The sequence below is a fragment of the Mangrovactinospora gilvigrisea genome, assembly GCF_001879105.1.
GTDB lineage: Bacteria > Actinomycetota > Actinomycetes > Streptomycetales > Streptomycetaceae > Mangrovactinospora > Mangrovactinospora gilvigrisea.
The window spans coordinates 16399-35418 of record NZ_MLCF01000127.1 but is presented as its reverse complement, the minus strand read 5'-3'; the positions used below and the strand labels follow the sequence as shown (position 1 = coordinate 35418).

The 19020-nt window shown below is 75.0% G+C and carries 17 protein-coding genes; 5 read left to right on the top strand and 12 right to left on the bottom strand.

Features of this window, described 5'->3' with window-relative positions; translation table 11 throughout:
- Positions 1-227: 227 nt before the first annotated feature.
- The 8 genes from BIV57_RS19645 to BIV57_RS19610 all read right to left on the bottom strand — a co-directional run bounded on the left by BIV57_RS19645 (position 228) and on the right by BIV57_RS19610 (position 8685).
- Positions 228-1139 carry a GNAT family N-acetyltransferase gene (locus BIV57_RS19645; RefSeq protein WP_071658173.1) on the bottom strand — a complete coding sequence of 304 codons (912 nt, stop codon included), beginning with the start codon at positions 1137-1139 and terminating at the stop codon, positions 228-230.
- A gap of 91 nt (positions 1140-1230) precedes the next feature.
- A complete protein-coding gene (locus tag BIV57_RS19640) occupies positions 1231-2373 on the bottom strand; it encodes a Gfo/Idh/MocA family protein (protein ID WP_071658172.1) in 1143 nt (380 codons plus the stop codon).
- Between the two features lie 105 nt (positions 2374-2478).
- Positions 2479-3825, bottom strand: a complete 1347-nt coding sequence (locus tag BIV57_RS19635; protein ID WP_071658200.1) for a Gfo/Idh/MocA family protein — start codon at positions 3823-3825, stop codon at positions 2479-2481.
- A gap of 8 nt (positions 3826-3833) precedes the next feature.
- Positions 3834-4868 (bottom strand): LacI family DNA-binding transcriptional regulator, encoded by a 1035-nt coding sequence (locus tag BIV57_RS19630; RefSeq protein ID WP_071658171.1) that lies wholly within the window; start codon positions 4866-4868, stop codon positions 3834-3836.
- 60 nt (positions 4869-4928) lie between these two features.
- Positions 4929-5543 carry a hypothetical protein gene (locus BIV57_RS19625; RefSeq protein ID WP_071658199.1) on the bottom strand — a complete coding sequence of 205 codons (615 nt, stop codon included), beginning with the start codon at positions 5541-5543 and terminating at the stop codon, positions 4929-4931.
- A gap of 5 nt (positions 5544-5548) precedes the next feature.
- Positions 5549-6403, bottom strand: a complete 855-nt coding sequence (locus tag BIV57_RS19620) for a carbohydrate ABC transporter permease (RefSeq protein ID WP_071658170.1) — start codon at positions 6401-6403, stop codon at positions 5549-5551.
- Between the two features lie 3 nt (positions 6404-6406).
- Positions 6407-7348, bottom strand: coding sequence for a carbohydrate ABC transporter permease (locus BIV57_RS19615; RefSeq protein ID WP_071658169.1), 942 nt, complete (start codon positions 7346-7348; stop codon positions 6407-6409).
- A 35-nt stretch (positions 7349-7383) separates the two neighbouring features.
- Positions 7384-8685, bottom strand: a complete 1302-nt coding sequence (locus tag BIV57_RS19610) for an ABC transporter substrate-binding protein (RefSeq protein WP_079170507.1) — start codon at positions 8683-8685, stop codon at positions 7384-7386.
- Between the two features lie 203 nt (positions 8686-8888).
- On the opposite strand from BIV57_RS19610, the gene uxaC reads away from it, so the two are divergent.
- Complete coding sequence (gene uxaC / locus BIV57_RS19605; RefSeq protein WP_071658167.1) at positions 8889-10307, top strand: glucuronate isomerase; 1419 nt, start codon at positions 8889-8891, stop codon at positions 10305-10307.
- A 20-nt stretch (positions 10308-10327) separates the two neighbouring features.
- Here the strand turns inward: uxaC and BIV57_RS19600 are convergent, their stop codons facing one another.
- Entirely contained in the window at positions 10328-11563 is a 1236-nt protein-coding gene (locus tag BIV57_RS19600; protein WP_071658166.1) for an MFS transporter, read from the bottom strand.
- Between the two features lie 213 nt (positions 11564-11776).
- On the opposite strand from BIV57_RS19600, the gene BIV57_RS24680 reads away from it, so the two are divergent.
- Both BIV57_RS24680 and BIV57_RS19595 read left to right on the top strand, forming a co-directional pair.
- Positions 11777-12145, top strand: a complete 369-nt coding sequence (locus BIV57_RS24680; protein ID WP_139275730.1) for a hypothetical protein — start codon at positions 11777-11779, stop codon at positions 12143-12145.
- A 39-nt stretch (positions 12146-12184) separates the two neighbouring features.
- Positions 12185-12955: an N-acetylmuramoyl-L-alanine amidase gene (locus BIV57_RS19595; RefSeq protein ID WP_071658165.1), complete on the top strand. Its 771-nt coding sequence runs from the start codon at positions 12185-12187 to the stop codon at positions 12953-12955.
- A 52-nt stretch (positions 12956-13007) separates the two neighbouring features.
- Here BIV57_RS19595 and BIV57_RS26585 read toward each other — a convergent pair whose 3' ends face one another.
- Complete coding sequence (locus BIV57_RS26585) at positions 13008-13517, bottom strand: chaplin (RefSeq protein ID WP_071658164.1); 510 nt, start codon at positions 13515-13517, stop codon at positions 13008-13010.
- A gap of 185 nt (positions 13518-13702) precedes the next feature.
- Here BIV57_RS26585 and BIV57_RS19585 point away from each other — a divergent pair, with 185 nt between their 5' ends.
- On the top strand, positions 13703-14122 hold the full coding sequence (locus BIV57_RS19585; protein ID WP_071658163.1) for a VOC family protein: 420 nt from the start codon (positions 13703-13705) through the stop codon (positions 14120-14122).
- A 7-nt stretch (positions 14123-14129) separates the two neighbouring features.
- Here the strand turns inward: BIV57_RS19585 and BIV57_RS25395 are convergent, their stop codons facing one another.
- Positions 14130-15038, bottom strand: coding sequence for a TIGR04222 domain-containing membrane protein (locus BIV57_RS25395; protein WP_071658162.1), 909 nt, complete (start codon positions 15036-15038; stop codon positions 14130-14132).
- A 109-nt stretch (positions 15039-15147) separates the two neighbouring features.
- Positions 15148-18180 (bottom strand): AfsR/SARP family transcriptional regulator, encoded by a 3033-nt coding sequence (locus BIV57_RS19575; protein WP_071658161.1) that lies wholly within the window; start codon positions 18178-18180, stop codon positions 15148-15150.
- A gap of 130 nt (positions 18181-18310) precedes the next feature.
- Here BIV57_RS19575 and BIV57_RS19570 point away from each other — a divergent pair, with 130 nt between their 5' ends.
- Complete coding sequence (locus tag BIV57_RS19570; RefSeq protein WP_071658160.1) at positions 18311-18997, top strand: DUF998 domain-containing protein; 687 nt, start codon at positions 18311-18313, stop codon at positions 18995-18997.
- Positions 18998-19020: the final 23 nt, after the last annotated feature.

Here is a 19020-nt window from a genome sequence, read left to right as displayed (position 1 = left end):
GGACGCGGCAGGCCGGATGTGGTCGGGCGCGCAGTTCCCCGCGCCCCTACGGGGCCCGTTCGACGGAGCGGGTCGGCTCCCGACGCGGACGCGGCGGGTCGGACGTGGTCGGGCGCGCAGTTCCCCGCGCCCCTACGGGGCCCCCGCAACGTAGCGGATCGGCACCCTGGGAGGTTCAGGCCGGTCGGTCGGGGGCCGGCGCGCCGTTCCCCGGGCAGCCGCAGGGGCTACAGCTGCGCGTGGACGAGGTCCAGGAGGACCTCGCGGACGATGGGGTCGACGACGGCGGCGGTGGCCCGGAAGGCGTCGTCGACCTCGGCGACCAGCTCGCCGTCCGGCGCCTCGCGGGCGGCCGCGGCCAGCAGGGCGGCGACGATCGCCGGACCGTCGGGGTCGTCCAGGTCGGTGGGCCACCCGCTGAACCCGGTGTCCGGGCCGAAGAGTTCACCGTCCAGGCCCGGCGGGTCGACGAAGGCGACGCCGGCGACGGAGCCGTCGCCCGGCCGCCGCACGGCGAGGAAGACCGCGGGGATGTCGGTGAAGAAGTCGCGACGGCAGTCCTCGACGGTCCGCTCCCGGGCGGGGTTCCAGTCGCGGTGGCCGGCCGCGAAGGAGTCGCGGTAGGCGCGGACGCAGTCCTCGGGGATGTGGGTGCCGGGACCGACGAGCTGGCGGGAGACGCTCCAGCCGCCGGGCGGCGGGCCGAGGTCCGCGGGACGCAGCCGCAGCTCGCGGGCACGCTGGATCTCGACGCCGCCGCTGGCCTCGGTGAAGCGGTGGCCCGCGGTGCCGCGCACGCAGCGGACGTGCAGTCGGCGGCCGTCCTCGGCCGCGGCGAGCCGCCCGAGCGCCGCCAGTGCGGCGGTGCCGAGGCCGCGGCGGCGGTGGTCGGGGCGGATCTCCACATAGGCGCGCAGCCGGGACGGGTGCCCCGGGTTCTCCCGCACGGCGGCGACGCCCACCGGGGCACCGTCGCCGTCCAGGAGCAGCCGGGCGCGGCCGAACGGCCGCGGACCGGAGCCGTCGGAGTCCGGCCGGCACAGCCCGCGGCCGAAGGACACCCCGTGGTCGGGCGCCGGCCCGAGGAGGCGCCGCACCTCGTCCGCGCGGGCGGGGTCCCAGGGGGCGAGCGTCAGCATCGCGCCGGGCCGGCGCCGTGACCGGAGATGCGCACCGCGCGCCCCCGCCCCGCGACGCCGCCGCCGGCGTCGGTGCATCCACCGGCGCGCATTACCTGCTCTCCGCCGGGGCCTCCGGGGCCCAGCCCGGGGCGTTGCCGTGGAGGACGGTGTAGTAGGGGTCGTCCGCTCCGATGGAGCCGGAGGTGACCGGGCGGCCGGTGAACGCCGACTTGTAGAGGGCGGTGGTGAACTCCAGGCTGGTGCGGCCGTCCGGGCCGCTCGCCCGGGGGCGGCGGCCCGCGGCCATCGCGTCCAGCAGCTCGCCGAGCTGGGGGCCGTGCCCGCTGGGGACGTCGGCGCCGAAGTTGCGCCAGGCGGCGGCCTGTTCGGCGGGGACGCCGGGCGCGGGGGTGATCGTCCAGTTGGCGTTGGAGTGGCCGTAGAGGTGCACCAGCTCGACGGTGGCCAGCTCGCAGTCGATGCGGATGCGGCTCACCTCGTCCGGGCTCAGCACGGAGTTGACGACGGTGGCCAGCGCGCCGCCGCGGAAGCGCACCAGCGCGGTGGAGACGTCCTCGGTCTCCACGTCGTGGACGAGGCGGCCGGCCATCGCGTTGACCGTCTCCCAGGGCCCCAGCAGGTCCAGCAGCAGGTCGTTCTGGTGGATGCCGTGGCCCATCGCCGGGCCGCCGCCCTCGGTGGCCCAGCGGCCGCGCCACGGCACCGCGTAGTAGGCGGTGTCGCGGTACCAGGTGGTCTGGCAGTGCGCGACCAGCGGACGGCCCAGCGCGCCCTCGGCGAGCAGCCGGCGGACGTGGACCGCGCCGGAGCCGAAGCGGTGCTGAAAGACGATCGAGGCGAACGGGCCGGCCCGGCCGGGCTCGTCGGTGTTCTCGGCGCCCTCGGCGGCGGTGATGGCGTCGTACTCCGCGAGGGACGGGCAGGGCGGCTTCTCGCAGAGCACCCACGCGCCGGCGCGCAGCGCGGTGGCGGTCTGGTCGGCGTGCAGGGTGGGCGGGGTGCAGATGCTGACCAGGTCGGGGCGCTCGGCGGCGAGCATGGCGTCGAGGTCGGTGTAGGGGGTGGCGGTGCCGCCGGCCGCGGCGCAGAAGGCCTCGGCGGCGTCGCCGTTGATGTCGACGGCGGCGACGAGCTCGACGCGGTCGGCGTGCGAGCGCAGCGCGCGCAGGTGGGACTTGGCGATGCCGCCGGTTCCGACGATCGCCGCGCGGAGGGGGGTGGGCACGGGCATGGCTCCTTGGGGACTGGAAGGCGGCCGGGTTGCCGGGCGCGGTTCCCCGCGCCCCTGGCGGGGGCGCGGGGAACGGGGCGTCAAGGCGTCAAGGCGTCGGAAACGTCAGACAGTGAACAGGTCCGCCGTGGCGACGGGTTGGCCGGTGGCGAAGGACCGGTTCGCGGCGAGGCCGATGGCCAGCGCGAGGGCGCCGTCCCGCTCGGTGGCGCCGCCGCCGGCGGACGGCGCGGCGCCGTCGTCCGAGCCGTCGCCGATCGGGCCGAACAGCTCCTTGAGCATCCGGGGGTCGCCCCCGCCGTGCGAGCCGCGGCCCTCGGGGATCTCGATCTCGCGCGGCGCCTCCCACAGGCGGCGCAGCAGGATGCGCTTGCCGCCGGGGTTGTCCATCAGGACGCCGCCGTGCTCGGTGGCGCCGGAGGGGCCGGTCTCGGCGCCCTCGTGGGGCTGCGCCCAGAGGTTCTCCTCGACCTCCAGCTCCAGCCGGCCCTGGGTGCCGTTGAACATCACCCGGTAGCCCTCCCACGGGGAGTAGGCGGTGAGGTGGTAGCTCATCGAGGCGCCGGTCTCGTAGCGGACCAGCACCGCCATGTCGTCCTCGATGGTGATGCCGTCGCCGAAGACGTTGCGGTCCCGGTGGTAGCCGTCCAGGTGCTGGGCGTCCAGGTAGAGGGACTTGAGGGTGGGGTCGGCGGCCAGGTCGATGGAGTAGGGGTCGGCCTTGGCGGCGTCCGGGTCCTCCGAGGCGTTGGCGTAGTCGCGGCGCAGGCCGAGGCGCTCGCCGTTCTCGCGGCCGTAGAAGGCGAGCCGGCCGAAGCCGAAGACCTGCTCGGGGGCGGCGCCGAGCCACCAGTTGACCAGGTCGAAGTGGTGGCCGGACTTGTGCACCATCAGGCCGCCGCTGCGGTCCTTCTCGCGGTGCCAGCGGCGGAAGTAGTCGGCGCCGTGCCGGACGTTGAGCATCCACTCGAAGTGCACCGAGGTGATGTCGCCGATGGCGCCGGCCCGCAGCAGCTCGTAGACCGTCTCGTGGGCGGGGTTGTAGCGGTAGTTGAAGCCGACGCGCAGCTCCCCGCCGGTCTCCTTGACGGCCGCGAGGATCTCGGCGCACTTGTCGGCGTCCGTGGTCATGGGCTTCTCGGTGACGACCCGGCAGCCGGCCTTGAGCGCGGCGAGGATGTAGCGGTGGTGCTCGGCGTCGACGGTGGTGACGACGACCTCGTCGATGTGCTCGGCGGCGAGGCCGGCCTCGAACTCGTCCGGCGACCAGGCGAGCGCCGGAGGCTCGCCGGCGTCGGCGAGGAGCTGGTTGTGGAAGGCGATGCGGGCGGGGTTGGGGTCGCAGAGGGCGACCACGCGGTGGCCGGCGCGGGCGGCGAGCGCCTGGGTGTACATCCGGGCGCGGTGGCCGGTGCCGACGACGACGGCGCGGTGCTGGGCTGAGGAGGTCACGATGCGGTTCAACTCCGGTGGGGTTGCGTCGTGGTGGCGGTGGGCGGTGCGGCTTGGGTGCGCAGCGGGCCGGTCGACCTGCGCACGGTCAGGCCGCTCTCCAGGACGGTCTCGGCGGGTGCGGGCCGGTGGCCGGGCTGGTCGAGCGTGCGGACCATGAGGTCGACGGCCTGCCGGCCGAGGCTGTCCAGCGGGATGCTGACGGAGGTGAGGCTGGGGGTGGCGGTGCGGGCCAGCAGGGTGTCGTCGCAGCCGACGACGCTCATGTCGTCGGGGACCCGGACGCCGCGCTCGGCGAACCGGCTGATCAGGCCGAGCGCCACCATGTCGTTGTGGGCGACGACGGCGGTCGGGCCGGCGGCGAGCACCAGGTCGGCGGCGCCGACGCCGGAGCCGAACTTGGGCGGCAGCGGGCCGAACTCGGTGAGCTGCAGACCCAGTTCCTCGCAGGCCTGCCGGGCGGCGCGGCTGCGCTCCATGCTGGACCAGGAGTTGCGGGCGCCCAGGATGAGGGCGAGGTGGCGGTGGCCGAGGGCGCGGACGTGCTCGGCGGCCATCCGGACGCCCTCGGCGCCGGCGGCGGCGACCGAGGAGACGCCGTCCATCCGGCGGTTGAGCAGCACTGCGGGGGCGGCGGCGACGACCTCGGTGAGCTCGTCCTCGCTCATCCGGGGGGCGACCAGCAGCAGGCCGTCGACCTGCTTGGCCATGGTGAGGGCGAGTTCGGCCTCGTCGCCGGGCTGCTCGTCGGTGTCGGCGAGGAAGACGGCGTAGTCCTTGGCCCGGGCGCGGGCCTGGACGGCCTTGGCGATGGAGGCGAAGAAGAGGTTGCCGATGTCCGGCACGATCAGGCCGAGGGTGCGGGTGCGGCCCACCGCGAGCGAGCGGGCGATGCGGTTGGGCGTGTAGCCCAGGCGCCGCGCCGCCTCGAGGACGCGCTCGCGGGTGTCGGCGCGCACGGCGTCCGGTTGGGCGAAGCAGCGCGACACCGTGGAGGTCGAGACGTCCGCGGCGGCGGCGACCTCGGCGATGGTGACGGTCACTCAGGGCTCCTTCGCTGGAACGGGATCGGGGACGGGGACGAGGGACGGGCACCAGGCAGGCTACGTCCGCACGGCCCGGCCCATGCGCTCCGTCCGCCGCTGGACCGCCACCGCGGCCAGCGCCAGCACGCCGAGCGCCAGCGGTGCGATCACCGGCAGCTGCCAGGTGACGGCGAGGCAGATGACGACCGCGCCGAGCAGCATCGCCGTCCCGCCGGGGTCGCGGCGGCTGTCGGCGAGGGCGCCGCGGACCGCCGTCCGCCAGTCGCGGTCCGAGGCCCAGCGCGCGGCGGCGCGCAGGCCGGCGGCGGGGACCAGGACCGCCGCGAGCAGCGCGAGCGCCAGCACCGCGGGGCGTCCGGGCAGCGCGGGCTGCGCCAGCACCAGCCGGATGTCGAAGAGCAGGAACCCCAGGAGCAGCAGCGACCCCGCGCCGACCGCGAGCCCGCCGGGCAGCGCGGCCCGCAGGTCGCGCAGGTAGCGGCGGGCGAGGCCGGGCGACGGCCCGTCGGGCTGGGTGCGGCGCACCGCCGCCGCGCCGGCGGCGAGCGCGGCGGACCAGGTGACCAGCGGGACGCAGGCGACGGCGGTCAGCACGCCGAGCCACAGGCACTCGGCGAAGAGGCTGAAGCGGTCGCCGTAGGGGGTGTCCTTCTTGGCGGCGCGTGCGGTCACGGCGGTCACCCCTTGAGCCCGGAGGTGGAGGCGCCCTCGACGAGGAGCCGCTGGAAGGCGATGAAGAAGATCACCACGGGGGCCAGCGACATCACCGACATGGCGAGCATCGCCCCGTAGTCCTGGGTGCTGGTGGCGTCGACGAACAGCCGCAGCGCGATGGGCAGCGGGTACTTGTCCGGCGACTGCAGGTAGATCAGCGGGGTGAAGAAGTCGTTCCAGGACCAGATGAAGGTGAAGATCGACGTGGTGATCAGCGCCGGCCGCATCAGCGGCAGCACGATGTGCCCGAAGATCCGGAACGGCCCGCAGCCGTCGATCAGCGCGGCCTCGTCCAGGTCGCGCGGCAGCCCGCGGACGAACTGCACCATCAGGAAGACGAAGAAGGCGTCGACCGCGAGGAACTTGCCCAGCAGCAGCGGCACATAGGTGTCGATGAGGTGGGCCTTCTGGAAGATGATGTACTGCGGGATGAGCAGCAGGTGCTGCGGCAGCAGCAGCGTGCCGATCATGACGGCGAACATCGGGCCGCGCCCGCGGAACCGCAGCCGGGCGAAGGCGTAGGCGGAGATCGAGCAGGAGAGCACGTTCCCGATCACCGCGCCGATCGCCAGGATCAGCGAGTTGGTGAAGAACCGCCAGGCCGGCACGTCCGCGATGCCCTGGGAGGCGGTGGAGAACCCGCTCCAGTCCAGATGGCTGGGGAGCATGTCGAGGCTGGAGATGATCTCGTCCGCCGGCTTCACGGCGGAGGTGAGCACCCAGACCAGCGGGTAGAGCAGCACGCAGAGCACGGCCAGCGCGCAGACGTGCCACAGCGTGGTGCGGCCGGGCCGCCCGGAGGAAACGGGGAGCGACATCGGCTACTTCACCTCTCCCGAGTAGTGCACCCAGCGGCCGCTCGTCTTGAAGAGCACCCCGGTGATCACACCGACCACGACGACCAGGATCCAGGTCATGGCGGAGGCGTAGCCCATCCGGTAGTCGGTGAAGCCCAGCTCGTAGACGTACATGCTGTAGACGAACGTCGAGCCGGCCGGGCCGCCGTTGCCGTTGGAGACGATGAACGCCGAGTTGAAGACCTGGAAGGCGTGGATCATCTCCAGCACCAGGTTGAAGAAGATGACCGGCGAGAGCATCGGCACGGTCACCGAGCGGAAGCGGCGCCAGGGCCCGGCGCCGTCCATCGAGGCGGCCTCGTAGAGGTCCGGCGGGATCTGCTGCAGCCCGGCGAGGAAGATCACCATGGGGGCGCCGAACTGCCAGACGGAGAGCGCCACCACGACCATCAGCGCCCAGTCGGGGTTGCCGACCCAGCCGCCGGTGTGCAGCCCGAAGGCCGACGTCAGCTGGTCGATGACCGAGCCGGAGGAGAACAGGATGCGCCAGACGATGGCGGCGCCGACGCTCGCGCCGATCAGCGAGGGCATGTAGAAGGCGGCGCGGTAGAAGTTGCGGCCCCGGCGGCGGGTGTTGAGCAGCAGCGCGACGGCGAGCGCCAGCACCAGCTTCACCGGGGTGGAGACGACGACGTACTTGAGCGTCACCCACACCGACTCGCGGAACTGCGGGTCGTCGAAGAGCAGGCGCCTGTAGTTCTGCAGGCCGAGCCAGTGCGGCGCGTCGAAGAGGTTGTAGTCCGTGAAGGACAGGTAGAGGGAGACGAGCATCGGGATGACGGTGAGCACGGCGGCTCCGATCATCCACGGGGTGAGGAAGACGTACGCGGCGTTGCCGCGGCGCCGGCGGCGCGGCGCGTCCTTGCCCGGTGTGCGCGACGCGGGTGGGGCGGTGGTGGCTGCCATGGGTTGCTGCCCTCCTTCCTGGGGGTGGCGGCGGGTCAGCCGAGGATGACCTCGGCCTGCTGGAAGATCTCCTTGACGGCCTCGTCGATGCCGATCCGGCGGTAGCTGAGCTTTTCGTAGACGCGGCCGTAGTAGGTGTTGAACTCACCGCCGGCCTGCGGCGGCGCGACGGGGGTGCGGACCTGCTTGGAGGCGATGGAGGCCTCGAAGTCGCGGACCACGGCGTCGGTGCCCTTGAAGGTGCGGGAGTAGGGCAGTTGGCCGTCGGTGGGCGGCATGCCGAGGTTGGAGCCGAGGATCCGGCCCACCCGCGGGTCGTTGATCATGAAGTTGACGAACGTGGCCGCCAGCGCCCGCCGGGGGCTGTTGGCGGAGATGCTCATCAGCATGGACGCCTTGGGGTAGACCCCGGAGACGCCGGTGTCGGTGGGCGGCAGCGACAGCGAGAGCGCCGAGCCGCGCTGCCCGGCGAAGCCGGCCAGCTGGTTGTCCCAGGTGATGACGGCGGCGGCGCGGTTGGCGCCGACGGGGGTGCCGGGCAGCGTGTCGTTGATGACGCTGGCCGGACCGAGGCCGCCGCTCTCCCGCCACTTCTGCATCAGCGTCAGGTAGGTGCGCAGGTCCTCGGGCTCGAAGGCGAGCTTCCCGGAGGCGGTGAAGAGCGCCTTGCCGTGCTGCTGCAGCCAGATCTCCAGGCCCTGGTAGTTGACGGCCGGGTCGGTCATCCCGGCCTGCTTGCCGCGGGTGTACCGGCTGATCTTGGCGGTCTCGTGGATGCACTGCTCGTAGCTCATCGACAGGGACGGCGGCACCGCGCCGGCCTCCTTGTAGAGCTTGGCGTCGTACATCACCGCGAGGCTGTTGAGCGCGACGGGGACGGCGTACCGCTTGGCGCCGACCATGCCGGAGGCCCTCAGCTGGGGCCGCAGGGTGCTCAGGTCGATCTGCTTGTCCGCGCCGACGTACGGGTTGAGATCGGCGAGGACGCCGTGGTCGCCCAGGGCGTGGATGTAGGCGTAGTCCATCTCCAGCACGTCGGGCGTGTTGCCGCCCGCGGCCGCCGTCATCATCTTCTGCCAGTAGGAGCCGAAGTCGGAGAAGCTGGTCTTGACGGTGGTGCCGGGGTGGAGCTTCTCGAAGAGGCGGACGGCCTTCTCGACGAGCAGCGCGCGGTCGGAGGCGCCCCAGTAGTTGTAGGTGAGGGTGCGCCCCCCGCCGGAGGTGGAGTCGGAGCCGCAGCCCGCCAGGAGCGCCGCGGCGGGCGCGGCGGCCAGCGCGGAGAGCACGGCTCGGCGGTTCGGGGGGCGTTCGGAGGTGGGGCGTGGGGGGCCGCCCATACGGCACCTCGCAATCGGGTGGCTCGGAGCAGGGCCGGTGGTCCTGTGACGGGGACAACTGGGCAGGATTGCCTGGGACTTTTGCACGCGGTTGCAGAGCCGTCAATGCCCCTGGAGACATTGATCGTTGATGTCTTGGGAATTTCTGACGTATTTCCTGGGAGCGCTTGCACCGCTCTGTCATCGGTGCCACGATGCCGCCCATGCCCCAGCCGAACGCCCTTCCGCTCGCCCCGCACCCGGACCGGCTGCTGCCCTCCGAGCCGTCCCGGCGCGCGGTCGCCCGGCGCCTGTTGGCGCACGTCGCCGACCTGCCGCTGGTCTCCCCGCACGGCCATATCGACGCCGGCATCCTCGCCCGCGACGAGGCGTTCCCCGACCCCGCCGCGCTGCTGGTCACCCCCGACCACTACGTGACGCGGATGCTGTACTCGGCGGGCGTCCCGCTCGACCGGCTCGGCGTCCGCAACCCCGACGCGGACCCGCGGGAGATCTGGCGGCTGCTCTGCGCCCACTGGCACCTGTTCCGCGGCACCCCCTCCCGGCTGTGGCTGGAGTCGGAGCTGCACGACCTGTTCGGGGTGCGGGAGCAGCCGTCCGCCGGCAACGCGGACGCGCTCTACGACCGCATCACCGCCGCGCTCGCCGAGCCGGAGCTGCGCCCCCGGGCGCTCTACCACCGGTTCAACCTCGAGGTGCTGGCCACCACCGACAACCCGTGGGACGACCTCGCCGACCACCGGGCGCTCGCCGACGACCCGAGCTGGAAGGGCCGCGTCGCCCCCACCTTCCGCCCGGACGGCGTCACCGACCCCGAGCGGCCCGACATCGCCGCCAACCTGCGGCTGCTGGCGGAGGCGTCCGGCATCGACACCGCCGACTACGCCGGCTACCTGGCGGCGCTGCGCGACCGCCGCCGCCACTTCCTCGCCCACGGCGCCAGCTGCACCGACCACGGCGTGGAGGCGGCCGGCACGGCGCCGCTGGAGGCGTCCGCCGCCGCGGAGATCTACGGGAAGGCCTACCGCGGCGAGCCGGTGACGGCCGCCGAGGGCGAGGCGTTCCGCGCCCACATGCTCTTCGAGTCGGCGCGCATGTCGGTCGAGGACGGCCTGGTGATGCAGCTCCACCCGGGCGTGCGGCGCAACCACCACCGCGCGGTCTTCGAGGAGTTCGGCCCGGACACCGGCTGCGACATCCCGGTGGCCACCGAGTACACCCGGGCGCTCCAGCCGCTGCTCAACGCCTTCGGCCGGGAGCCGGGCTTCACGTTCGTCGTCTTCACCGTGGACGAGACCTCCTTCAGCCGGGAGATCGCGCCGCTGGCCGGGCACTACCCGGCGATGAAGGTCGGCGCGCCGTGGTGGTTCCTGGACGCGCCGGAGGCGATCCTGCGCTGGCGGGCCGCGGTCACCGAGACCGCCGGGTTCTACAACACGGCCGGCTTCGTCGACGACACCCGCGCGTTCTGCTCGATCGCGGCCCGGCACGACGTGGCCCGCCGGCTCGACTGCGCCTACCTGTCGGGGCTGGTCGCGGAGCACCGCCTCAGCGAGGAGGAGGCCGCGCAGACCGCCGCGGACCTCGCCCACACCCTCCCCAAGCAGGTCTTCCGCGTCTGACCTGCCACTTCAGAAGCGGTTCAGGACGGGTGGCCGGAACGCAGCCGCGGCCCGTCCTGCTCCGCAACCGGCCCCCCGCCGGCAACCACCCTGGATGCCCGCGGGGCGCGCCGCTCCAGCCTCCAGGCCACCGAGGCGATGCCGAACCCGGCGAACGCCAGCCCGGCCCCCACCAGGTTCGGCGACGTCAGCCCGAACCCGGCGGCGATCGCGGCCCCGCCCAGGTACGCGCCGCCCGCGTTCGCCAGGTTGAAGGCCGCCTGGACGGTCGCCGAGGCCAGCGTCGGCGCCTGCCGCGCCTTCTCCATCACCAGGGTCTGCGCGGTCGGCACGATCGCGAAGCCGGCGAACCCGATGACCAGCACCGTCACCGCCGCCGCCCACTTGACGTGCGCCGTCCAGGCGAAGGCGACGAGAACCACCGCGACCAGCAGGAACGCCGCGCACATGCTGGGCCGCAGCGCCCGGTCCGCCGCCCAGCCGCCGACCACGTTGCCCAGCGTCATGCCGACCCCGAAGAGCGCCAGGATCAGCGTCACCGTGCCGTCCGCGAAGTGCGCCACGTCCGTCATCATCGGCGCGATGTAGGAGTAGCAGGCGAAGAACCCGCCGCAGCCGAAGACCACGGTCGCCAGTGCCAGCCACAGCTGCCCGCTGCGGAACGCGCCCAGCTCCTGCCGCAGCCCCGGCCGGGCGTCCGAGGACAGCTGCGGCACCAGCCGGCCGATCAGCACCAGGCCGAGCACCGCGATCCCCACCACGACCAGCATCGTCGCCCGCCAGCCCAGGTGCTGGCCGAGCAGGGTGGCCGCCGGGACGCCCACGATGTTGGCGATGGTCAGCCCGGCGAACATCACCGACACCGCGCGGGCCCGCAGATGACGCGGCGCCAGCTCGGCGGCGGCCACCGCCCCGGCGCCGAAGAACGCGCCGTGCGGCAGCCCGGCGATCACCCGGGCGCCGGCGAGGAACCAGAAGCTCGGGGCGACCGCGCAGAGCAGGTTGCCGAGCGCGAAGAGCCCGGCGAAGCCCATCAGGATCTGCTTGCGCGGCACCCGGTGCAGGCGCGCGGCCAGCGCGCTCAGCAGCGGCGCGCCGAGGACGACGCCGAGCGCATAGGCCGAGATCAGCCAGCCGGCCCGCGGGATCGACACCGCCATGCCGTCGGCGATCTGCGGCAGCAGGCCCATCGCGGCGAACTCGGTGGTGCCGATCGCGAAGGCGACGACGGCGAGGGCGACGAGCGCCACGGGCATGCGAGAACTCTCCGAACTGCAGGTGGGGGGACCACCAGAGAACCACACCGCGGGAGGCGGATCTTCCCCGTGGGGGGCTGCGCGCGGCAACGGTGATCAGTCTCACGCGCGGCGCCCGCCGCCCCCTCGCGGGTGACGGGTCCTTCCCACGTTCGGGTGCACCCGCCCGCGAAGCTCCCCCGCGCCCGGGCGGGCGCGCGATAGACCGAGCCAATGCACCTCCCCCCTCGCCCGTCCCGCCTCCGCCGGCTGCCCCGCCTGGGCCGCCTGTCCCGACGCGCCGTCACCCCGCTGCTGGCGCTGGCCCTCTTCCCGACCGCGGCCGTCGCGCTGCCCGCCGGGCCGCCGGCGCGGGCCTGGTGCCCCGGTTGGATGCACCCCTGCCCCTGGGCCGGGCCGGTCCGCCACCACCCGCACCACCCGCACCACGCCGCACACGACTCCGACGCCGCACACGCCTCGCACGCCTCGCCGGCGCCGTCCCGCTCCGTCTCGCCCAGCGGGGCCGCTGCCCCGCCCGCTGCCCCGTCCGATCCCCAAAGGGGTGATCACCTGATGCAGCGTCCGCTGACGCCTCGTTAGATGGATCGCGGTCCCACTCCCTACCCCGCGGAGGACCGCATGCGGCGACGCACCGCAATCACCGCCGCCCTCGGCGTCGGCACGGCCGGCGCCCTCTCCGCCGTCGCCGCCGGCGCCCCCGGGCTGCTGCAGCGGCATCCCCCGCGCGCCTCGGCCGCGCTGGCCCAGGCGCATCCGGTGGCCGCGCGCTCCCCGTTCGCGGCGCCGCGCCCCCGGGTCGTCACCCGCGCGGAGTGGGGCGCGGACGAGCGGCTGCGCGACCCCTCCGCGCACTACGCGCCGGCCGTCACGGCGATGGTGCTGCACCACACCAACAGCGGCAACGGGTACCGGGCCGACGAGGTCCCGGAGATGATCCGCTCCCTCTACGTCGACCATGTGCGGCGCCGCGGCTGGGGCGACCTGGGCTACAACTTCATGGTCGACCGGTTCGGCACGATCTACGAGGGGCGCGCGGGCGGCATCACGCGCGCGGTGATCGGCGCGCACGCCGACGGCTTCAACGTGGGCACGGCCGGGGTCGCCGCGATCGGCTCCTACGGGCCGAGCTGCCGGGTCCCGGCCGCGATGGGGCGCGCCATCGCCGCGCTCGCGGCGTGGAAGCTGGGGCTGGAGGGCGTCGACCCGCGCGGCACCACCCGGATCACCTCGACGGACGACCACAGCCGCTACCCGTCCGGGCGGACCGTCGACCTGCCGGCCATCCTCGGCCACCGGGACACCTACGAGACGTACTGCCCGGGGCGCAATCTCTACGACGCGATGCCCCGCATCCGCGCCGAGGCCGCCCGGCTGCAGGGGCGGCACTGACGGTGGTGCGGTTCCGTGGCGCGGTTCGGTGGTGCGGTTCCGTGGCCCGGTGCTAGCGGCGGCGGGCGAGGGCGGAGCGGCGCATCAGCACCGCGCCGCCGAGCAGCGCCGCGGCGCCGGTGGGCAGCAGCACCTCCAGCGGGGTGAGGCCGCCGCCGGTGGTGGCGAGCGACCGGTGCGCCGGGGCGGCGGGAACGGCATCGCGGCCCGCGTGGCCGGCCGGCGGCGGGGGCGGGGCGACGACATGCCGCGCGGGCGGTGCGGCCGGCTTCGGGGCCGCGGCGGCCGGACGGGGCGCGGCGGGCGCCGCCGACGGGGTCCCGTTGCTGCACGAGTTGCCGAAGGTGGGGTTGAGCAGGCCGATCACATTGACGGTGTTGCCGCAGGCGTTGACCGGCACGTTCACCGGCACCTGCACGCTGTTGCCGGAGCCGAGGCCCGGGGAGCCGGAGGCCGACCCGGAAGCCCCTGAATCGGCGTGGGCCGCTCCGGCACCGGCGAGCAGCGCGGTTCCGGTGGCGGCGAGCGCCGCCAGCGACCGCACGACGGGGATGCGTTCCATGGGTTCCTCCCGGGACATGTGCACAAGGATCGTCGGCAAGGGGGCAGGGAGCCCCGCACGTCCCAACTGCCCGCGGGCGCCCGGCGTTGCGCACCGTCACCCGAGTGGCCCAACGGCGGCACCGGACGGCATCGATCCCCCGATGAACGCCGGTCGTTGTCGGCCGGGCCTGGCAGGGTGGCCGCATGCCCGAGCTCCTCGACCACATCGCCCTCCAGTGCGCGGACGTCGCCGCCTCCGCGGCCTTCTACGACGCGGTCCTCGCCCCGCTGGGCGCGGGCCGCGTCCTCGACTTCGGGGAGGTGATCGCGTTCGGCCGCGGGCACTACGCGCTGTGGATCGGGCCGGTCGGCGACGCGGACGCGGGCCACGAGGGACGCGAGACGCACCTCGCCTTCACCGCCCCGGACCGCGCCGCCGTCCGCGCCTTCCACGCGGCGGCGCTCGCCATGGGCGCGGAGTCGCTGCACGCGCCGGCGCTGCACCCCGAGTACCACCCGGACTACTACGGCGCGTTCGTCCGCGACCCGGACGGCAACAACGTCGAGGCGGTCTGCCACCAGCCCGCGCCGGAGCCCGCGGCGGGGCCGGACGCCGCGGGCTGACGGGGCGTCATCCGCCGCAGCCGCCTCCGCCGCCGCAGCTCGAACCCCCGCCGCAGCTGGAACCGCCCCCGCAGCTGGAGGAGGACGAGCCGCAGCTGCTGCCGCCCCCGGAGGAGGACACCGAGGGCGCGCCCCACAGCGCATGCCGGAGTTCGACGTCGGCGAGCGCGGCGGAGCCGAGCAGCGCCACGCCCAGCGCGGCGTGCGCCGCCGTCGGCGAGCCCGGTCCGCCGCCCGTCACGGACCCCCGGTCGGCCGGCGGCGCCGCCGCATGGCTGCTCCGGCTCGCCGCCAGGAACTCGTCGCCGCGTCGGGTGCGGCGCGGCCGCGACGAGCCCAGCGCGAACATCACCACCACCGAGGCGATCAGCATCAGCACCAGGAAGGTCACCGGCCGGTGCGCGGACATCCCGATGAGCAGCCGGACCACCCCGACCAGCAGCACCGCGCCGGGGATCAGCAGCAGGCCGCCGATCCGGGCGCGCTGCCCGTCGTCCAGCAGCAGGCCGGACTTGGCCGCCGCCTCGGTCACCCGCCGCACCGCCTCCGTGTCCGCCGCCCGGAACGTCAGCGACGCCAGGGTGGTCGTCCCGTCCTCCGGCACCGCGGAGAAGACCGCCCGCTGCACCGCGTCCCCCTCCGGCGGCACCCCGGTCCGGCGGATCCTCCGGTCCCGGCTGACGCTCAGCACCTGGGCGTCGACCATCGCCACCACCGCGACCTCGACCACCCGGCCGGCGCCCTCCTGCACCGCGGCCACCGTGTAGGGGTCGCGGTCCAGCGCCGCCGGCGGCACGGGCGTCCGGCCGCGGCGCAGCACCGGCCGCAGCAGGCCCGCCGCGATCGCGGCGGCCGCGAAGGCGGGCGCGTACAGGCCGAGGAACTCCGGTCCGCTCAGACCCCATGGCTGACTCATCGCGGTCGCCTCCCCGTGTCCCCGTGGCATGTCCCCGTGACCCACGGGTCGCCCCGTGGTTGTCCCCACCATGACGAGTCGGGGTATCCCGGCGGTTCCGCGGCACGGTTCAACGGGTGACGCCGCGGAAGAACTCCGTGAGGATCGGGGTCAGCACCTCCGGATCGGGGTCGTGCGGCTGGCCGCGCATGGTGCGCAGCCGGCCGTGCGGCAGCAGCTCCGCGACGGCGCGCGCCCCGGCGCGCCGCCACTCCATGCTCACCCCGCCCTCCAGGACCAGCACCGGGACGGCGACCCGGTCCGCCCAATGCCCCGGCAGCACCCAGCCGTTCATCACGGCGAGGTCGTGGCCGATGGTGTGGGCGACGGCCTCCAGCTCGCGCCACCGGTCCGTGCTGCGCAGCGGGGCGATGACCTCCGGCGTCATCTGCACCGCCTCGCTGAGGAACCGCTCCACCGCGTCGCCGCGCCGGCCCGCCGCGATCAGCGCGTCCAGCTGCTCGCGGAAGCCGTCCGGCATCGGGGTGCGGCTGCCGTCCAGGATGATCGGCGGCTCCACCATCGCCACCGCGGCCAGGCCGATGCCGCGGGCGGCGGCCTCCGCGGCGAGCACCCCGCCGGTGGTGACGCCGAAGGCGAAGACCGGCCCGCGGTCCGGCGCCTGACCGGCCGTCGCCGCGATCACCGCGGCGAGGTCCTCCACCTCGCGCCGCAGCGCGTCCGGCGGGGTGGCGCCGATCGGGACGGGGCCGCTGCCGCCGCGCCCGCGCCGGTCGTGGACGACCGCGCGGAAGCCGGCCGCGGCGAGGCTCGCGGCGAGCGGGCGCAGCGCACCGCGGGTCGCCAGGGTGTTGGCGACCAGCAGCACCACCGGCCGGTCGCCGCTGCCGCCGCCGTCGCCTTCGCCGTGCTGCTCGTAGGCGATCCGGGTGCCGTCGGCGGAGACGGTGGAGCGGGCGGCGGCCACGGGCTGCGGTGACGCCGCCGGCGGGGCGGCCGCGGTCGCGGTCGCGGTCGGGTGACCGCTGCCGCTGCCGCCGGCGCCGGCGCCGGTCCCGGAGAGGTAGACGTCGCTCATCCGCGCGAACATCTCGCCGTAGCCGAAGAGCCGCGGCTCGCTGCGCTGCGCCAGCCCGTCGTAGTAGCGGGCGTAGCGCTCCCCCGTCGCCTCCCGCTCGCCGGCCTCCTCCAGCCGCTCCAGGCAGAACGCCCGGACGGTCTCCAGCAGCCGGTAGCGCGATCCGCTGCTGCCCTCGACGCGCACCACCAGCGAGCGGTCGACGAGCCGGGCCAGCAGGTCGGCGACCTCGAACTCGTGGACGTCGACGTCGAGGCCGTCGCCGTCGGCGGCGCCGCGGCCGTCCCCGCCCCCGTCCCCGCCTCCGTCCCCGCTGCAGACGGCCTCGGCGGCCTGCAGCGTGCAGGGCGCGGCGTGCAGCGCCAGGCGCCGCAGCACCGCGCCCTCCGCCGGGCCGAGCAGCTCCCAGCTCCACTCGATGACGGCGCGCAGGGTGTGCTGACGGGTCGCCAGCAGCCGGAACCGGTCGTCGAGGCGGGCGGCCAGGTCGTGGACGCCGAGGGCGCGCACCCGCGTCGCGGCCAGCTCCAGTGCCAGCGGCAGCCCGTCCAGGCGGCGGCAGATCTCCACCACCTCGCGCAGGTTGCCGGGGTCGAGGACGAACCCGGTCGCGGCGTCGGCGGCGCGGGCGGCGAAGAGGCGGACGGCCGATGCCGCGGCGGCGTCCTCGGGCGGTGCGTCGGGGCCGGGCAGGTCCAGCGGCGGCACCTGGAGGGTGCGCTCGCCGGGGACGCCGAGCGGCTCCCGGCTGGTGGCCAGGACCCGCAGGCCGGCGGCGGCGCGCTCGCGCAGCAGCCCGGCGACGACGGCCGCGGCGGCGTCGACCACGTGCTCGCAGTTGTCGAGGACCAGCAGCAGCTCCCGGCCCCGGATGCCGCCGTCCCCGGTCGCCTCGTCGACGGCCGCGGACACCTGCCCGGCGGGGGCGCGGGCGGGCAGCGCGGCGAGGTCCACCAGCCAGGCGCCGTCCGGGTGACGGTCGGCGGCGGCGCGGGCGACCTCCAGGGCGAGCGAGGTCTTGCCGACCCCGCCGGGACCGGTGAGGGTGACCAGCCGGTCGCGGGCCAGGGCGGTGCACGCCTCCGCGACGGCCTCCCGACGGCCGATCAGCTCGGTGAGCGCGGCGGGGAGGTTGGTGGGCCGGACGGAGGCGTCCGGAGCATCCCGGACGGCGTCCGGTGCGGCCTCCGGGACGGCTTCCGGGACCGCCGGAGCCGCCGGGACCGCCGGAGCCGCCGGAGCCGCCGGAGTCAGCGACGGGTCCCGGGCGAGCATCGCCCGGTGCAGCGCCTCCAGTTCGGGGCCCGGGTCCAGCCCCAGCTCGTCGGCGAGCCGGGTGCGCAGCTCGTGGTAGGAGTCGAGCGCCTCGGTGTGCCGCCCGCTGCCGTAGAGCGCCTGCATCTGGGCCGCCCGCAGCCGCTCGCGCAGCGGATGCAGGGTCGTCAACTCGGCCAGCTCGGCGGCCGCCTGGTCGTACGCGCCCAGCTCCAGCCGGGTCTCGGCGAGCGACTCCAGCACCGCCAGCCGCTCCTCCTCCAGCCGGACGGCCGCCGCCTCCGCCCACGGCAGCTCCCGGAACTCCGCGTACGCCGGCCCGCGCCAGAGCGCCAGCGCCTCGCCGTAGCGGTCCGCCCGGACGCGCGCGTCCCCCTCCCGGCGGGCGTCCGCCGCCAGGGCGCGGAACCGCGCCGCGTCCAGCCGTCCGGGCGCGAGCTGCAGCAGATAGCCGGGCGCGCGGGTGACGACGAGCCCGCGCCCGCCGGGCTCGGCCTCCTCCAGCGCCCGCCGCAGCTGGGAGACGCGGGTCTGCAGGGTGGCCGACGGGTTGGCGGGCAGCCGCTCCCCCCACAGGTCGTCGACGAGCCGCTCCGCGGGGACCATCCGGCCGTCGTGGACCAGCAGGTCGGCGAGGAGCGCGCGCACCCGGCGGTCGGGGATCGGCGCCCGCACCCGGGCGCCGTCCGCGCCTCCGCGCGCGCCCCTGTCCCCGCGCCCGTCCGCACCCGTGTCCGCGCCCCGGTCGGACAGCACCACCAGCGGGCCCAGCACCTCGAAGAGCAGCACATACGCACTGTAGAGGAGGACCGTAAGCGCACCGGAAGTGTCTCTGAAGGTGTGGCGGCCACAGTGGTTCCCGGAACGCAGGAACACCCGAAAGTCCGAGGTACAGCCCGATCCGGAAGGAACCGCCGCCATGTCGAGCACCGTCGCCGACTCCGCCGCCCGCACCCGCTCCGACTGCTCCCCCGAGTCCCGCGTCACCCGCTCCCTGCTCGGCTACGGCGTCATCGCCGGCCCGGTGTACGTGCTCACCTCCGTGCTGCAGGGCGCGCTCCGCCAGGGGTTCGACTTCACCAAGCACGACTGGAGCACCCTCGCCAACGGCCCGACGGGCTGGATCCAGAGCACCAACCTGATCCTCACCGGCGCCATGACGATCGCCTTCGCGGTCGGCCTGCGCCGCACGCTCGACCTCGGGCGGGCCCGGCGCGTCGCGCCGCGACTGGTCTCCGGCTTCGGGCTGGGGATGATGCTGGCCGGCGTCTTCCGCGCCGACCCGGCGCTCGGCTTCCCGGCCGGCACGCCGGCCGACGCGACCACGGTGAGCTGGCACGGCATGCTCCACCTGCTCTTCGGCGGCCTGGGCTTCCTGTCGCTGATCGCGGGATGCCTGGTGCTGGCCCGCTACTTCAAGAACCGCGGGGCCCCGGGCTGGGCGGGGTACACCCGCTTCACCGGGATCCAGTTCCTCGCCGGGTTCCTGTGCATCGTCGCCGGCGCGCACGCCTCCTGGGCGACGCTCGTCTTCACCGCGTCCGTGGTGCTCTCCTTCGCCTGGATCGCCGCGCTCGCCGTGAGCCGCTACCGCAGCGCCACCTGAGGCCCCGTCACCGCCACCCTCCA